This window comes from Hymenobacter gummosus, from assembly GCF_003970915.1.
GTDB lineage: Bacteria > Bacteroidota > Bacteroidia > Cytophagales > Hymenobacteraceae > Solirubrum > Solirubrum gummosum.
This window is the reverse complement of record NZ_RXOF01000001.1, coordinates 382,631-398,447: the sequence shown is the minus strand read 5'-3', so window position 1 is coordinate 398,447 and position 15,817 is coordinate 382,631. Positions and strand designations below refer to the sequence as shown.

The 15,817-nt window shown below is 59.9% G+C and carries 15 protein-coding genes; 7 read left to right on the top strand and 8 right to left on the bottom strand.

Going from position 1 to position 15,817, the window contains the following annotated elements:
* Positions 1-79: 79 nt before the first annotated feature.
* Positions 80-1,867 (top strand): acyl-CoA dehydrogenase family protein, encoded by a 1,788-nt coding sequence (locus EJV47_RS01795; RefSeq protein WP_126691423.1) that lies wholly within the window; start codon positions 80-82, stop codon positions 1,865-1,867.
* A 141-nt stretch (positions 1,868-2,008) separates the two neighbouring features.
* Positions 2,009-2,929: a WD40/YVTN/BNR-like repeat-containing protein gene (locus EJV47_RS01790; protein ID WP_126691422.1), complete on the top strand. Its 921-nt coding sequence runs from the start codon at positions 2,009-2,011 to the stop codon at positions 2,927-2,929.
* Between the two features lie 52 nt (positions 2,930-2,981).
* On the opposite strand, the gene EJV47_RS01785 is transcribed toward EJV47_RS01790, so the two are convergent.
* Positions 2,982-3,833 carry an SDR family oxidoreductase gene (locus EJV47_RS01785; protein WP_126691421.1) on the bottom strand — a complete coding sequence of 284 codons (852 nt, stop codon included), beginning with the start codon at positions 3,831-3,833 and terminating at the stop codon, positions 2,982-2,984.
* Positions 3,834-3,915: 82 nt separating this feature from the next.
* Here EJV47_RS01785 and EJV47_RS01780 point away from each other — a divergent pair, with 82 nt between their 5' ends.
* Complete coding sequence (locus EJV47_RS01780; protein ID WP_126691420.1) at positions 3,916-4,323, top strand: winged helix-turn-helix transcriptional regulator; 408 nt, start codon at positions 3,916-3,918, stop codon at positions 4,321-4,323.
* An 80-nt stretch (positions 4,324-4,403) separates the two neighbouring features.
* On the opposite strand, the gene EJV47_RS01775 is transcribed toward EJV47_RS01780, so the two are convergent.
* Positions 4,404-4,718: a hypothetical protein gene (locus tag EJV47_RS01775; RefSeq protein ID WP_126691419.1), complete on the bottom strand. Its 315-nt coding sequence runs from the start codon at positions 4,716-4,718 to the stop codon at positions 4,404-4,406.
* Between the two features lie 3 nt (positions 4,719-4,721).
* Positions 4,722-6,173: a hypothetical protein gene (locus EJV47_RS01770; protein WP_126691418.1), complete on the bottom strand. Its 1,452-nt coding sequence runs from the start codon at positions 6,171-6,173 to the stop codon at positions 4,722-4,724.
* Between the two features lie 393 nt (positions 6,174-6,566).
* Here EJV47_RS01770 and EJV47_RS01765 point away from each other — a divergent pair, with 393 nt between their 5' ends.
* Positions 6,567-6,794, top strand: a complete 228-nt coding sequence (locus EJV47_RS01765) for a hypothetical protein (protein WP_126691417.1) — start codon at positions 6,567-6,569, stop codon at positions 6,792-6,794.
* Between the two features lie 58 nt (positions 6,795-6,852).
* Here the strand turns inward: EJV47_RS01765 and recG are convergent, their stop codons facing one another.
* From recG to mutY, 4 genes are all read right to left on the bottom strand, one after another.
* A complete protein-coding gene (recG, locus tag EJV47_RS01760) occupies positions 6,853-8,949 on the bottom strand; it encodes an ATP-dependent DNA helicase RecG (RefSeq protein WP_126691416.1) in 2,097 nt (698 codons plus the stop codon).
* Positions 8,950-9,045: 96 nt separating this feature from the next.
* A complete protein-coding gene (gldD, locus tag EJV47_RS01755) occupies positions 9,046-9,633 on the bottom strand; it encodes a gliding motility lipoprotein GldD (protein ID WP_481249173.1) in 588 nt (195 codons plus the stop codon).
* A gap of 125 nt (positions 9,634-9,758) precedes the next feature.
* Positions 9,759-10,196, bottom strand: coding sequence for a single-stranded DNA-binding protein (locus tag EJV47_RS01750; RefSeq protein WP_126691414.1), 438 nt, complete (start codon positions 10,194-10,196; stop codon positions 9,759-9,761).
* A gap of 94 nt (positions 10,197-10,290) precedes the next feature.
* Positions 10,291-11,334: an A/G-specific adenine glycosylase gene (mutY, locus tag EJV47_RS01745; RefSeq protein WP_243650972.1), complete on the bottom strand. Its 1,044-nt coding sequence runs from the start codon at positions 11,332-11,334 to the stop codon at positions 10,291-10,293.
* Between the two features lie 21 nt (positions 11,335-11,355).
* Between mutY and EJV47_RS28855 the strand changes: the two genes are divergently transcribed.
* The 3 genes from EJV47_RS28855 to EJV47_RS01730 all read left to right on the top strand — a co-directional run bounded on the left by EJV47_RS28855 (position 11,356) and on the right by EJV47_RS01730 (position 14,969).
* Entirely contained in the window at positions 11,356-11,874 is a 519-nt protein-coding gene (locus tag EJV47_RS28855) for an HU family DNA-binding protein (protein WP_279389053.1), read from the top strand.
* 107 nt (positions 11,875-11,981) lie between these two features.
* Positions 11,982-12,893: a tetratricopeptide repeat protein gene (locus EJV47_RS01735; protein WP_243650971.1), complete on the top strand. Its 912-nt coding sequence runs from the start codon at positions 11,982-11,984 to the stop codon at positions 12,891-12,893.
* A 468-nt stretch (positions 12,894-13,361) separates the two neighbouring features.
* Positions 13,362-14,969, top strand: a complete 1,608-nt coding sequence (locus EJV47_RS01730; protein ID WP_126691413.1) for an Rne/Rng family ribonuclease — start codon at positions 13,362-13,364, stop codon at positions 14,967-14,969.
* A gap of 157 nt (positions 14,970-15,126) precedes the next feature.
* On the opposite strand, the gene EJV47_RS01725 is transcribed toward EJV47_RS01730, so the two are convergent.
* Positions 15,127-15,795 carry a porin family protein gene (locus EJV47_RS01725; RefSeq protein ID WP_126691412.1) on the bottom strand — a complete coding sequence of 223 codons (669 nt, stop codon included), beginning with the start codon at positions 15,793-15,795 and terminating at the stop codon, positions 15,127-15,129.
* Between the last annotated feature and the right edge of the window lie 22 nt (positions 15,796-15,817).

Genomic DNA, 15,817 nt, shown 5'->3' with positions numbered 1-15,817 from the left:
CACAAACAGCCGGCGCTTGCCGGCCCTAAATAGTCGGCAAGCCGAACAGTTTCCCCACCTCAACATTCCCAAAACGGCCATGGAAGTAACCAACAAGCTTGTCAAAGGCGGCGAGTTCATCATCAAGCCGACCGACGCCCACGACGTATTCACGCCCGCCGATTTCTCGGAGGAGCAAAACATGATGCACCAGACTGCCCTCGACTTCGTGGAGAAAGAGGTGCAGCCCTTGCTGGAGCGCCTCGACAACCACGAGGAAGGCCTGATGCGTGAGCTGATGGAAAAAGCCGGGCAGCTAGGTTTGTTCGGCGTGAGCATCCCGGAGGAGTACGGCGGGCTGAACATGGACTTCCCCACCTCCCTGCGGGTAACCGAAGGCGTGGGTGGCGGCCACTCGTTCCCGGTGGCCTTTGCGGCCCATACCGGCATTGCTATGCTGCCGATTCTGTACTTCGGTACCGAGGAGCAGAAGCAGAAGTACCTGCCCGGCCTGACCTCCGGGGAGCTGATGGGCGCCTACTGCCTGACCGAGCCCGGCTCGGGCTCCGACGCGCTGGGGGCCAAAACCAAGGCCGTGCTGACCGAGGACGGGGAGCATTACGTGCTCAACGGCCAGAAAATGTGGATTACCAACGGTGGTTTTGCCGACGTGTTCGTGGTCTTCGCCAAGATTGACGGGGAGCAGTTCACGGGCTTCATCGTGGAGAAAAACACGCCCGGCCTGAGCCTCGGCAACGAGGAGCACAAGATGGGCATCAAAGGGTCCTCGACCCGCCAGGTGTTCCTGTCCGACGTGAAGGTGCCGAAGTCGGCCATCCTGGGCGAAATCGGCAAGGGCCACCTGATTGCCTTCAACATCCTGAACATCGGCCGCATCAAGCTGGCCGCCGCCTGTCTGGGCGCCTCCAAAATGGCCGCCACGCTGAGCGTGCGCTACGCCAACGAGCGGGTGCAGTTCAAGCTGCCGATCAGCAAGTTCGGCGCCATCAAGTACAAGCTGGCCGAGCAGGCCATCCGCATCTACGCCGTCGAGTCGGCCATCTACCGCGCGAGTATGGACATTGCCCGCATGGAGCAGGAGCTGCTGAGCAAAGGCCAGAGCCACAACGAGGCCCTGCTGGGAGCCGCCCGCGAGTTTGCCGTGGAGTGCGCCATCCTGAAAGTTGAAGGCTCGGAAGTGCTTGACTACGTGGTGGATGAAGGCGTGCAGGTGTACGGTGGCTATGGCTTCTCGGCCGACTACCCGATGGACCGCGCCTACCGCGACTCGCGCATCAACCGCATCTTCGAGGGCACGAACGAAATCAACCGCATGCTGGCCGTCGACATGATCCTGAAGAAGGGTCTGAAAGGCGAGCTGGATTTGATGGGCCCGGCCCAGGCCGTGCAGCAGGAACTGATGGCCATTCCGGACTTCAACACCGACGAGGACAACAGCCTGTTCGCCGCCGAGCTGCGCACCATTGCCAAGCTGAAAAAGGCCATCCTGATGGTAGCCGGCACGGCCGTGCAGAAGTACATGAACTCCTTGGCCAAGGAGCAGGAAGTGCTGATGAACATTGCCGACATGGCCATCAAAGTCTACACCGCCGAAAGCACCATTCTGCGCGTGCAGAAGGAAGCCGGCGTGAAGGGCGAAGAGGCCGTGGCTCAGCAAATCGACATTGCCCGCGTGTACCTCTCCGACACGGTGGACCACGTGAACAAGTTCGGCAAGGAGGCCATTGCCTCCATGACCGAAGGCGACGAGCAGCGCCTGCTGGCCCTGGGCCTGAAACGCTTCACCAAAGCCGACCTCTACAACGCCAAGGACGCCCGTCGCCGCATCGCCGACGTGCTCATCCAGGCCAACGAATACGCGTTCTAACCCAGAGCGCATCAGCAGCAACTGGCCGCGGGGAAACGGCCGGTTGTTATTTCCCGATGGGGGAAAACTAAGAAGGGCCGTTCCGGTATCGGGGCGGCCCTTTTGTCGTTATTACGGTTAAAGAATCTGACCAAAAACCTGATGATGAGATACTGGATATTGGTATTGGGAGTAGCAGTTGGAGCTTGCTCGCAGCAGCAAGAACAAGATAAACAGAAGGCACCGTCAGTATTGTCTGATAAAACAGACCTTCGCCAACGTACAAGGAAGGCTGATCATGCAGTTCATGACTTGTTGCCTGTGAGTGGTGATACATTAATAGCCGTGAAGTGGCATGGAGGGCTGGCAATAACTACAAATGCTGGTCAGACGTGGCAACACTTGCATGATCAGCGCGATAAGCCGGATTTTCTATACATCAAGTACCTTACTATCGACCACAACTATGTGTTGTGGGGTTTAGATAGCTGGCCAGGTGTTCATGAGCCTCCTTATTCTCGCATGGCATATTCCACGGACTTTGGTAAGACGTGGATACGGCGGGAGTTTAACCCACGAATATTTTTTCCATATAAATTTTATTCTTGTGCTCGGCAACCTGTTCAGATAATCACTTATAATGGACAAATACACCACATGGGTGATGCTGAAGGCCAGAAATGGAAGCTGGTAAAAGCTGTACCAGAACTCAACTATTCGGTAAACGACACTGTGTTTGGAGATTCTTATTTCGACGGTGCCCGATTTAAGTTTTTGGAAACCGGTGAGCTGTTTTCAAGAACCAGCCGTGATTGGAAGCCGATTGTGACTATTAAACCGATAAGTGAATTGAATGATGTGTGTGCGTGCGATGGTAGTATTTATCTGGTAGGATATAATAGAAGCTTTAGTCCGACACCTCATTACCTGCTGCAGATAACGAATAGCCAAATTAAAGACACTGTTCTACTACCAGAGTTGGAGCAATTAAACCTTCGTTGTGATAATCAGGGGCGGCTTTGGGCATTCGACTATAGAAGAGTATGGATTAAGGCAGGCAACCGGTTGATAAGAAGATACTAAAAAGGCCGCCCCGATATTGGGGCAGCCTTTTGTTTCTGGCTCGAAGCCTAGATTACGCCTGCTTCAGCGCGTCGGCCACGGCCGTAGCCAACGGCGTGGTCGGGCGGCCGATCAGCTGGGAGAGTTGGCGGCTGTCGTCGTAGAGGGCGCCCGAGGCCGCGTCGGCGTCCCAGCCGGCTATGCCGTGGGCGAAGTGCTCGGGCAGGCCGAAGCCGGTGAGGATAGCGGCGTACTCGGCAGCGGGCAGGTCTTTGTAGGGAATGTCCTTGCCACTCTGCCGCGAAATTTCGGCCGCCAGGTCGGTGAGGGTGTGGCCTTCGTCGCCGGCTAGCTCGTAGGTCTTGCCCTCGTGGCCGGAGCCGGCCAGCACGGCAGCGGCGGCGGCGGCGAAGTCGGCGCGGGTGGCCGAGGAAATCTGGCCGTCCTTGGCGCTGCCGAGGAAGGCGCCGCCAGCCAGGGCACCGCCGATGGAGCCGGTGTGGTTTTCGGTGTACCAGCCGTTGCGCAGGATGGTGTAGGGTAGGCCCGAGGCTTTCAGGTCGGCTTCGGTGGCGCGGTGCTCGTCGGCCAGGCTCAGCGGTGAGGAGTCGGCGTGCAGCAGGCTGGTGTAGACGAGGTGCTTGACGCCCGCCTGCTTGGCGGCTTCAATGACGTTGCGGTGCTGCTCGGCGCGCTGACCGATTTCGTTGGACGAAATCAGCAGCAGCTTTTCCACGCCCTGCAGCGCGGGGGCCAGCGTGTCGGGCTGGCTGTAGTCGAAGCGGCGGGCTTCCACACCGAGGTCCGCGGCTTTGGCTGGGTCGCGCACCAGGGCGACGATGGAAGCGGCCGAATCAGTATTCTTCAGGTTCTCGACGACCAGGCGGCCCAGGTGGCCGGTGGCGCCCGTAATGGCAATGCTCATAGCGTGGGGTGTCGTTGGATGGTTGACGGATCAAAAGTATTTGGTATACTTACATAAAGTAAGTACGTACAAAAAGGTAAGTATGGAAAAAGTCGGTATGGTTGAGGAAACCGCCCTGTTGTCGGAGCGGGTGCGGCGCGGCAACCTGATGGCGGTGGATTGCCCCTCGCGCACGGTGTTGAGGCACGTAACCAGCCGCTGGGGCGTGCTGGTGCTGATGGCGCTGGAAGGCGAAACCCGCCGGTTCAGCCAGCTGCGCCGGCAAATCGGGGGCGTCAACGAGCGGATGCTGGCCCAGACGCTGCAGTGGCTGGAAGCCGACGGCCTGGTGAACCGCGTGGCCCACGACGTGGTGCCGCCGCACGTGGAGTACAGCCTGACGCCGCTCGGCACGCAGGCTGCTGCCAAAGTGCGCGACCTGGCCGACTGGCTGGAACGCAGCACCCCCACCATTGTGGAAGGCTGGAGCCGCACTCCGCCCACCGAATAATCCGCTCAGTGCCCGCCCAGAACGCATCGAGCCGCCCCAGACCGGGGCGGCTCGATGCGTTCTGCGGAACCCTGCAATGCTTACTCAGCCACTGCCAGCAGCCCGGAGTCGGCCGCCGAAGCGTTCAACAGCAGCACGAACAGCCGCTGCTCCGGGGTGCTGGCGTCGTCGGGGCGGAGCTGCGGGTGCCGGTGCAGCAGCAGTTGCAGCTTCATCTGCGCCACGCCGCTGCTCCAGCGAAAATCCTGCTCGTAGCTCAGGCGCCCCTCGATGATACGCTGCGCCTGCAGCTCCCGGAAGTCCTCGGCCGACAGCTCGCCCGCCTTCGGCAGTTCCTCCAAGCGGGGCGGGCCGGGGCGCGGGGCGTCGTCGGGCAGCAGGTAGAAGGCCAGCATGGCTTATTTGAAGACGAGCTTGTTCAGCTGCAGCGCCGCCGACTTCTTGCTGGGCCGCGTCACCACAATCATGGTCTTGTCGTCGAGCCAGGCAGTAAAGTCCTTCACGTAGGCTACCTGCTGGTCGTTGGCCACGTTCAGACCGAGGGCTTTCGGCTCCGTCACGGTGCCGGCCAGGGCGGCAATCTTGCGTAGCTGCAGGTCGGTTTTCTCCTTCAGCTTTTCCAGCGTCACCACCTGCACGTCGTTGCCGATGGGGGCGGCGCGGTAGCCGATGCCGGTGAAGCTTTCGGTAATCGGGGCCGCCTGGTTTTTGGCAATAATCTGGTGCCAGGTCGGCGACTGAAACTCGTTGTAGCCGAACACGTGCAGCTCCCGGGCGCGCACCGGGGCGTCGGGGCCTTCTTCGGCCTTGTGCTCGGCAATAACCACCACGTTCTGGTCGGCCGTGCGCACCACGTCGGAAAGGTAGATGTCGTCGAGGCGCTTGTAGCTGGCACCGGTGAGCTTGTTGGTTTCGGCCAGGTACTCGGGCGTAAACTTGAACTCCGGCGCAAACTTCATGTCGGCCGCGGCGAAGTCGAACTTCACCAGCTTCAGGCTGTAGTACTCACCCGAAGCGTAGTCGGCGCAGATGGTGGCCGCGTACAGCGTCCGCCCGTCGAGCAGGCGCCACTGCGAGTCCCGAATCGTGACCTTCTTGCCGCCGTAGGTGCCGCCCACCGTCACGGCCATCACCTTGATGTCGGCGTCTTGGTCGCGGTAGCGGCGCACGGTCAGCTTCTGGTTGTCGTCACCGATAAGGGCCACGTACTGGGTGCCGTCGTTGGCCACGTGCACGCTGGGGGAGAAGAAGGAGCCCAGGTCGCGGAAATCGTAGCTGCGGTCCTTGAGCTTGGTGAGCTGCCGGTCGTAGTGCGCGGCCGTGAGGGCCTTGATCTGCGCATCGCGCGTGACATAGCGCCAGGCCACCAGCTGGGTGCCGTCGGGTGAGATGCTGATGCCCGGTCGCCGCTCCTGCGAACCGCCTTCGGCCATCTTCTTCGCCGTCAGCTTCTGCCCGGTTTTCAGGTCCACGGGCTGCACCAGCAGGTACTGGCCCGTTTCGCCGCCGTGGTGAATGACCACCAGGGCCTGCTGGTCGTTGCGGGCAAAGGCTTCCATGCTCTCCCCCGGCGCCACGGGTACGGTCGCCGCCCAGATTTTTTTCAAGTCCGCGTCGTAGCGCTCCACGGCGTACTCCCCGGCCGAGCGGTGGCTCAGGATAATGAAGTCGGTGCTGCCGGGCAGGGCCAGCGTCTTCACGTGGACGCGTTGATTGTAAGGGTCTTCGGTGTGCTCGGGCACGTAGGCGAAGGGAGTGGAGCGCACGCGCTGGGCCGCCACCGGGGCGCCCTGGAGCAAAGCGGCCGCCAGCAAGCCGGCGGTGAAAAAAAATTTCAGAGTAAAACGCACGTCGTTAGGGGTTTAACGGAGCGAAAGTCGTCCAACCAGGGAAAATGTACTTCCCAAAGGTATCATTCAGTCGACCATTCCCGTAAAGGCCCCGCTGGGCAGCCGGCCCGCTGAAATGTTCACGCATTCATAACCTTTTCGCTGACACCTAACGCGCCCGGTGCCGTTTTCTTTGCAACGGCGGGTATGTACAGATTTACGGCCACGGAGCTTGTAAACTTGTATATAATTGATAAATTTGTGCACAGGCCTAGTTTCCCCAGCCACGCCACGCTGATTTCTGTGCACGAAGCTCACGCCACTGAGCTTCTTTCGCTGTGCCAACCGGGTTCAGCAGAAATCCTGGCGACCGTACCCCGCGGGCGCCGCTCCTCTCCACTGATTGTTTTTCCCATGAAATCTTTACTACAGTTTGCCTTGCTGATTGCCCTCGTGATAGTTGGCAAAAATGCAAAAGACCAAAGCCGCATAAGCGCTGCTCCTACCAAACCGGTGCAGCAGCACGTAGAGTCCATGCAGTCGTTCTTTGTGCAGCACGTCAGCTACAAGGATGTGCCGGGCCAGGCTGCCGCCGACGCCATCGAATACGGCCGAAAGACCAACCCAGTCTCGCTTAACTAGACTGTGGAACGGCTTAGAGGCCGTTTTTTTATGGCTATATATGTACAATTAGATACTGCTAACTAATCCGGCTCCAGTTTACCGCCGTAGACGGCAACGACTCGATGTGGCGCCGGATGTTCTGGTTTTCCGGCTTGCTGAGCGTCGGGTCCTCGTGGAGTATTTCCTGCGCGGCCGCCCTCGATTCGGTCAGGATCTTGCCGTCTTTCGCTAGGTCAGCCACCAGCAGGTCCAGCACGCCGCTTTGCTGGGTGCCCATCAGGTCGCCGGGGCCGCGCAGCTTCAGGTCGATGTCGGCAATTTCAAAGCCGTTGTTGGTGCGCACCATCGTCTCCAGGCGGGTGCGCGTGTCCTTGCTCAGCTTGTAGCCCGACATCAGGATGCAGTAGCTCTGGTCGGCGCCGCGGCCCACGCGCCCGCGCAGCTGGTGCAGCTGCGAGAGGCCAAACCGCTCCGCCGACTCAATGACCATCACCGAGGCGTTGGGCACGTTCACGCCCACCTCGATTACGGTGGTAGCCACCATGATCTGCGACTCGTTTTTCACGAAACGCTGCATCTCCGCGTCCTTTTCGCCGGCCGTCATGCGCCCGTGCACGATGCTCACGTGGTACTCCGGAAACGCCCTTGACACGCTTTCGAAGCCGTCCATCAGATCCTTGTAGTCGGCCATGGCTTCGCTTTCCTCGATGAGCGGGTACACCACGTAGCACTGCCGGCCCTTGCGGATTTCCTGGCGCATGAACTCGAACACCTTCAGGCGGTTGGCGTCGAAGCGGTGCACCGTCACGATGGGCTTGCGGCCCGCCGGCAGCTCGTCGATGACCGACACGTCCAGGTCGCCGTAGAGCGTCATGGCCAGGGTGCGCGGAATGGGCGTGGCCGTCATCACCAGCACGTGCGGGATGACGTTAGGGTTTTTCTGCCAGAGCTTGGAGCGCTGCGCCACCCCGAAGCGGTGCTGCTCGTCCATGATGGTCAGGCCCAGGTTCTTGAACTGCACCACGTCTTCGAGCAGCGCGTGGGTGCCCACCAGCATGTGCAGCTCGCCCGAGCGCAGCTGCTCGTGCAGCACCCGGCGGGCGGCCGTACGCGTCGAGCCGGTCAGCAGCCCGATCTTGAGGCCCAGCATGTCGGCGAACTTCTTCAGGCCCTCGTAGTGCTGGTCGGCCAGGATTTCCGTGGGGGCCATCAGGCAGGACTGCGCCCCGTTGTCGGCCGCAATGAGCATGCTGATGAAGGCCACGATGGTCTTGCCGGAGCCCACGTCGCCCTGCAGCAGGCGGTTCATCTGCTTGCCCGAGCAGAAGTCCTTGTAGATGTCGTGAATCACCCGCTTCTGCGCCATCGTCAGGTCGAAAGGCAGCACGTTCTTGTAGAAGTGCGTGAGCGTGGGCACTTTATCGAAAATCTGCCCGGCCAGCTCCACCTTACGCACGTCGCGCTGCCGCAACAGTTTGAGCTGCACGTAGAACAGCTCCTCAAACTTCAGGCGGAAGCGCGCCGCCTGCAGCAGCTCGTTGCTCTGCGGGAAGTGAATCTGCTGCATGGCCTCCGCCTTGGGCATCAGGGCGTAGCGCTGAATCAGCTCCGGCGAGAGGGTTTCGTGAAAGTGCGGAGCGCAGAGCTTTATCACCTGCGCCGTCAGGCGGGCAATGCCCTTGCTGTCGAGGTTGAAGTTCCTGAGCTTATCCGTACTGGAGTACACCGGCTGCAGAAACGAGGTGCCCGGCTTCTGCTCCGACACCTCTTCCAACTCGGGGTGCGCCATCTGCGGCTTGCCGTTAAACAGGGTCGGCTTGCCGAAAATAATGTACTCCTGGTGGTTTTTCACCCACTTCTCAAACCACTTCACGCCCTTGAACCACACCAGTTCCAGCTGTCCGCTCTCGTCCTGGGCCTGGGCCACGAGGCGCTGCTTGCGGCCTTCGCCCAGCACTTCCTTGGTGCGCACGGTGGCCTTCACCTGCACCATCGACAGGTCGTCGTGCAGGTCGACGACGTGGTAGAACTGCGTGCGGTCGAGGTAGCGGAAAGGGTAGAACTGCACCAGGTCGCCGTAGGTAAACAGGTTCAGCTCCTTGGCCAGTACGTCGGCCCGCCGCGTATCCATGCCGCGCAGCAGGCTCAGCTTGGTTTGGAAAATGCTGCTCAAGAGTTAGATTGTTAAATGGTTAAATTGCTGAATTGTTGATTGTTCTGCGTTCGAACGACCAGCCATTTAACTATTCGACCATTTAGCCATCAAGGCCTATTGGTATTTCAGGGTGTTGACCAAGTGCACGATGTCCTCCTTCACGTAGTCGATGACCGGCGCGAGGGAGTCGTTGGCTACGGCCGTGCGGAAGTACAGGGCCCCGCGGAAGAAGTGCTTCGTGGAATCGGTGGTGTAGAACTGAAACTGGCTCGGCACGTCGCCGCTCAGCTCGAACACGGCTACTTTCTTGCCGTCGGGCGTCTTCAGCGTGTTTTCCTCGATGGCCGTGGCCTTGATCTGGTGCTTGCCCGTGAGCTTGCGCGCGTCCTCCAGCATCTTGTTGAAGAGCTTGGGGTTACCCGCAATGTTGGTGTAGGTAATCTGCACGTTGGCGTGCAGCGCGGGGTAGTTCACGTTGATCCAGTGCGGCTGGGCCAGGTACGACGAATCCCGCAGGATCCGCGCCGACTGCGAGTACTCAAACCGGTACGGGTGGCCCGGCGGCAGCGGCTGGTAGCGGTGCGGCGGCAGGTCGATGCGGTTGTAGCCTTTGGGTTTGGGCGTGTAGTCCGGCGTGGAAGTGCAGCCCGCAAGCAACAGACCAGCTACCAGCAGCGCGCAACAGGAGCGAAGCACAGGCAGAAAATAAAGGTGACAAGCCAAAATTAGCCGGAAATCAGCGCGCAATGCGTCGGCAGCCGGCGCACAAAGCAAAACCGCCCCGGCCAGCGCGTGACCGGGGCGGCATTTGCCGATGAACAGCGGATTTAGAACGGCAGTTCGTTCAGCTCGGCTTCCTGGCGGAAGGTTTTCTGCTCGGCCGGCGCCGCCTGCGCGCTGGGCTGCTGCCCGCCCGCCTGGTCGCCCTGACCACGGCCGCCGCCCAGCATGGTAATTTCGTCGGCCACGATTTCCGTCACGTAGCGGGTCTGCTGGTCTTTGTCCTGGTACTGGCGGGTGCGAATCTTGCCCTCCACGTAAATGGACTGGCCCTTCTTCACGTACTTCTCGACCATTTCGGCCAGCCCGCGCCAGGCCACGATGTTGTGCCACTCGGTCCGCTCCACGCGGTTGCCCTGCTTATCTTTGTAGAACTCGTTGGTAGCCAGGCGGAATTGGGCCACGGCCGCGCCGCTTTCCAGGTGCCGTACTTCCGGGTCGGTGCCCAGATTGCCGATAAGGATTACTTTGTTTACGCTCGACATGGTGTCTTCGGGTTTGGTTGAAAAAGAGGAATAAGAGGTTGAATTACCCATACAATTAGCAAACAATTTTGCGCAATTCCAAATATGTTAGCAATTAAATTATTGATTTCTGTTCCAGGTAGTTGCTGATGATAACCGGCTTGGGCAAATCGTGGATCTGCGCTGCGGAATAAGCTTGCAAATCAGCCTGTTGCAGCGCCGATTGCGCCAGCGGGGCATCCAGCCACAGCTCGTGAAACCGCGCCTCCACCTTCTGGTGGCTGAGCGTGTGCCGCATCAGCGCCGCCGGCTCACTCACGCGGTTGGTCGTCACCCGCGCCCCGAGCTGCTCCAGCTCCGTTAGCAGCGCTTTGGCCGGCAGCTCCGCCTCGGGCGTTTCCAGCAGGTGAAAGTCGAAGAGCCCGTGCCAGATGTCCTTGCCGCCGCGCCGCCGCAAATACACCTGCTCCCCGTGCCGCAGCACAAAGTAGTGGAAGTAGCGCGTGCGCGCCGCCTTGGCTTTCGACTTCACCGGCAGCTGCTGCACCATGCCGTGCTGAAACGCGAAGCACTGCTCCCGCACCGGGCAGAACAGGCAGTCGGGATTCACCGGCGTGCACTGAATGGCCCCGAACTCCATAATGGCCTGGTTGTAGTCGGCCGGGTTGTCGTAGGAAATCAGCTGGTCGGCCAGCTGCTGAAACTCCTTGCGGGCCGCCGGCTGGGCAATGTCGGTGGTGATGCCGAACACCCGGCTCAGCACCCGGTACACGTTGCCGTCGAGCACGGCCACCCGCTCCCCGAAGGCGAAGGAGGCAATGGCCGCCGCCGTGTACGGCCCGACGCCGCGCAGCTTGAGCAGCTCGGCGTAGGTGCCCGGAAACTGCCCTGCGTACTCGTTTACCACCTGCTGGGCGGTCAAGCGCAGGTTGCGGGCCCGGGAGTAGTAGCCAAGCCCCTGCCAGAGCCGCAACACCTCCTGCTCGGGGGCGTTGGCCAGGTCCTGCACGGTCGGATAAGCGGCCAGGAAACGCTCGTAGTAGGGCAGGCCCTGCTGCACGCGGGTCTGCTGCAGAATGATTTCCGACAGCCAGATGGCGTACGGGTCCTGAGTGCGGCGCCAAGGCAGGTCGCGGCGGTGGCGCGGGTACCAGTCCAATAAGGCTTGGGCAAAGAAAGGATGTGCGGTTTGGGGAGGAAAGTTGGTCAACTTGTTGATTGTGAATATATTGCTTTGCAATTGCTTTCCGTCAGGGTATTTGGCAATTACATTTGTAAAACCAAAAAACGGGGCTACCTTTGTGCCCCGAAATGCCTACCGGGCAAGGGCTTACGGGATTTTGAAAGCTTTTTGCCCATTCTTTTTTTCACTTTTCAGGTTCCTAATACAGTGACCAAAGCAGAAGTAATTGCCGAGATTGCCGAGAAGACCGGCATTGAAAAGACCGACGTGTCCGCAACCGTTGAGGCTTTTTTCAAAGTGGTGAAGGATTCGATGGCCAACGGCAGCAACATCTACGTGCGTGGCTTCGGTAGCTTCGTAAACAAGAAGCGGGCCCGGAAAGTAGCCCGCAACATCTCGAAAAACACGTCGATTATCATCGACGAGCACTTCATCCCGAGCTTCAAACCCTCGAAAACCTTCATCAGCAAGATCAAAAACAGCAAGAAGGTAAAAGAGCAGCCGGTACAAGCCTAAGCTCCGGCTAGGCCCAAAACCGCTCGGTTCTTCGTAAACTTGCCGGCCGCCGCCGTGCTGGTCTGCCCCGAAAGCAGCAGCCCGGCGGCAGCCTTTTTCTTCCAAGTATGGCTGCCAGCCGCTCCGTAGCATCCCCCCAACTGTTCATTCTCATCCTCGCCGCCGCCGTGGTGGTGGGGCTGTTTCTGCTGCCGAAAGGGGTAATGAAACCGAAGGAAGGCAAGGGCGAAGCCGCCCGCGACGCTGCTGCCACCGCCACCCGCGACGGCGGCGGCCCGCAGACCAACGGCTCCAAAGCCGAGGCTTCGTCGGGCCCGGTTTCGGCCAGTGCCGGCACCACGCCGGAACAGCCGCACACCATGGCCTCGGCCGAGCAGCGCAAGGAACTCAGCTCACTGGTGGCCCGCTACCAGTCGGCGGAGGGCGTGAGCAAGCTGCGCGTGGCCAACGACCTGGCGGCGCAGTACCAGAAGGTGCAGCGCTTTGACAGCGCCGGCTACTACTACGAGCAGGTGGCTATTGCTAAGCCAGGCGAACAGGCGTGGAAGCGCGCCGCCGACCAGTACTTCGAAGCCTACAGCTTCGCGGCTACGGAGGAGCGCGCCAAAATGCTGAGCGCCAAGACGCGGGAGCTGTACGAGAAAGTGCTCAAGCAGAACCCGCAGAACCTGGACGCCAAAACCAACATGGGTATGGCGCTGATGGCCAGCGACAACCCCGTATCCGGCATCATGATGCTGCGCGAGGTACTGGCCGCCGACCCCAAAAACGAGAAGGCGCTCTACAACCTGGGCATCCTGGCGCTGCAAAGCAACCAGGCCGACAAGGCGGTGGAGCGTTTCGAGGAGTTGGTGAAGGTGAACCCCAAGAACGTGAACGGGCAGTTCTACTTGGGCGTAGCTTTGGCGCAGGACGGGAAGAAGGAGCAGGCCAAGCAGGCCTTCCTGAAAACCAAAAGCCTGAGCGCCGACCCTGGTTTGCTGACTTCGGTGAACGAAGAACTTCAAAAGCTTCAATGAATGGCTAAACTGTTCAATGGCTAAATGGCTAAACTGTTAAATGGTCGGCTGTTCTGAATTCACCTGAACGACCAACCATTTGACCATTTGACCATCCAGCCATTTAATTATTTAGCCATTTGACAATTCAACCATTTAACCATTTCACACTCATGCCCTGCGGTAAAAAGAGAAAGCGTCACAAGATTGCCACCCACAAGCGGAAGAAGCGTCTGCGCAAAAACCGTCACAAGAAGAAGTAAGCCCGCGGGGGTTTGCTGGGCGCTAACCCGCTGGCTATGAGCCCGGGCGCGCCCTATGTTTCACCCCGCCGACTCCCGGGCGTGGCTTTGTGGTTACGTTCTCCCCGTGGAACTGAATAGGGGGAAGCTGGTGCCTGGCGCCGGCTTCCCTTCTTGGCTTATGCGAGGTTGAACTTATTGACTGACAAGAATCTGCGTCCGGACAGCCGGCTAACCCCGAACTCCATTGAGTAACGAGTTAATCATTAATTCGACTCAGGAAGGCGAGCGGATTGCCCTGCTTCAGGACAAGCGGCTGATCGAGTATCACTTCGACCGCAACGACACCAACTACGCGGTGGGCGACATCTTCCTTGGCACCGTCAAGAAAGTCATGCCCGGCCTGAACGCCGCGTTTATTGATATCGGGTATCAGAAGGACGCCTTCCTGCATTACGGCGACCTGGGCGAGCAATTCCAGACCCTGGCCAAGTGGACGCGCCTCGTCCACGGCGGCAAGGCGCCGGTGGCGCACCTGAAGGGCTTCCCGCGCGACGCCGCGCTTGAGAAAGTCGGCAAGATGGCCGACATCGTGAAAAAGGGCCAGCAACTGCTGGTCCAGATTGTCAAGGAGCCGATTTCGACCAAGGGGCCGCGCCTGTCCTCGGACCTGTCAATGGCCGGGCGCTACCTCGTGCTCATCCCGTTTTCCGACACCATCTCGGTGTCGAAGAAAATTGTGAGCCGCAACGAGCGGGACCGGCTCAAGCGCCTGATTGCGTCGATTAAGCCCGACGGCTTCGGCGTGATTATCCGCACCGTGGCCGAGGGCCGCGACGTGGCCGAGCTGGACCGCGACATGACTAACATGGCGAACATGTGGGAACAGCTCTACCAGAACCTGCGCACGGCCAAGCCGAACGACAAGGTGCTGGGTGAGCTGGGCCGCACGTCGTCCATGCTGCGCGACATGCTCAGCGACTCGTTCGACGCCATCCACGTCGATTCGCAGCCGATGTACGAGGAGCTGCGCCAGTATCTGCAGCAGATTGCGCCCGACAAGCTGGAGCTGCTGAAGCTGTACACTGGCAAGACGAAGATTTTTGAGCAGTTTGACCTCGAAAAGCAGCTCAAAACCCTCTTCGGCAAAACCGTGACCGTGCCCGGCGGCGGCTACCTCGTCATCGAGCACACCGAGGCCCTGCACGTCATCGACGTAAACTCCGGCAACAAGAGCAACCAGCAGAGCGACCAGGAGGCCACCGCGCTGATGGTGAACCTGGCGGCCGCCAAGGAAGTGGCCCGGCAGCTGCGTTTGCGCGACATGGGCGGCATCGTGGTGGTCGACTTCATCGACATGCGCTCGGCCGACAGCCGCAAGAAGGTGGAGGACACGGTGCAGCAGATCATGGCCCGCGACCGGGCCAAGTTTACCATCCTGCCGATTACCAAGTTCGGGCTGCTGCAAATCACGCGGCAGCGCGTGCGGCCCGAGCAGAACATTACCACCACCGAGGTGTGCCCCACCTGCGGCGGCACCGGTAAGATTACGGCCTCCATTCTGGTCACCGACGAAATCGACTTCAGCATCGATGAACTGCTGGTAAACCAGAACCACTCGGGCCTGACCTTGTACGTGCACCCCTTCCTGCACGCTTACTATACCAAAGGCCTGGTTAGCAAGCAGATGAAGTGGTACATGAAGTACTACAAGTGGGTGAAGGTGGTGAAGGATACCTCGCTGGGCCTCACCGATTACCGCATCCACGACGAGCGGGGCGAGGAAATCGAGCTGCACAGCCGGGCGGCCGAAATCAATAGCCTGCAGGACCGCGACGACGAATCGGACGACTAGCCGCCGGCCGTTTCGCGAACTGATTACAAACCACGACGCCCCCACCGTTCACGCTGCTGGAACGGTGGGGGCGTCGTGTAGGTATTGGGTAGTAGGTATTGGGTAGTAGGACTACGGACCTGCGAGTCTTATTACCTACTACCTACTACCAAGTACCCTAAAACTTCAGGCCGAGGTCGAGGGCAATTTCGCGGTTTTTGATGCTCACGTCATCGAAGCTGCGAGAATTGTCAAAATACCGGTCAATGTTGAGCAGCCCATGATGATACGACACGCCAGCGAATACCTTGGTGCTCTGGCCAAGCTGGTACTCGACACCGGTGCCGCCCAGCAGGCCGAAATCGGCAAATAGGAAATGGCTGCGTGACTTGTCTTGGGTGCCACGATAGAATTTCTCGCCGTCGATGCGGGCGCCGGTGAGGCCGCTGACCACTCCTCCCACCTGGAAGTAAAGCTTTACGTCGGTAGCAACCTCATTAGTGAACAGCTTCACCGTAACAGGAACTTCCACGTACTGAAGGCGAACCTTCTGCACATCGCTGGGCTTGCCCAATTGGTCGTCCTGAACGTAGCGGATGCTGCCGCCCTTGCTGGTCAACTGCAGGCCGGTGCTGAAGGCGTAGTTCTGGCCGAAAAAATAGTCGACCACCAGGCCGCCGCCGATGCTGGCAAGGCTGCCGTCCTTCTTGAAGCTAGTTACCGGGGGCGAGGTAGCGGCCAGGCTGCTGACGCTGGGCGAAACTTTCAGGCCGATTTCAACCTGGGCCGAGGCCGTGGTGACGGCGCCGCCCGTGAGCAGGGCCAGCGCGAGTAGGGCTTTTTTCATAGGGAGTGACACGCTTAGGCCG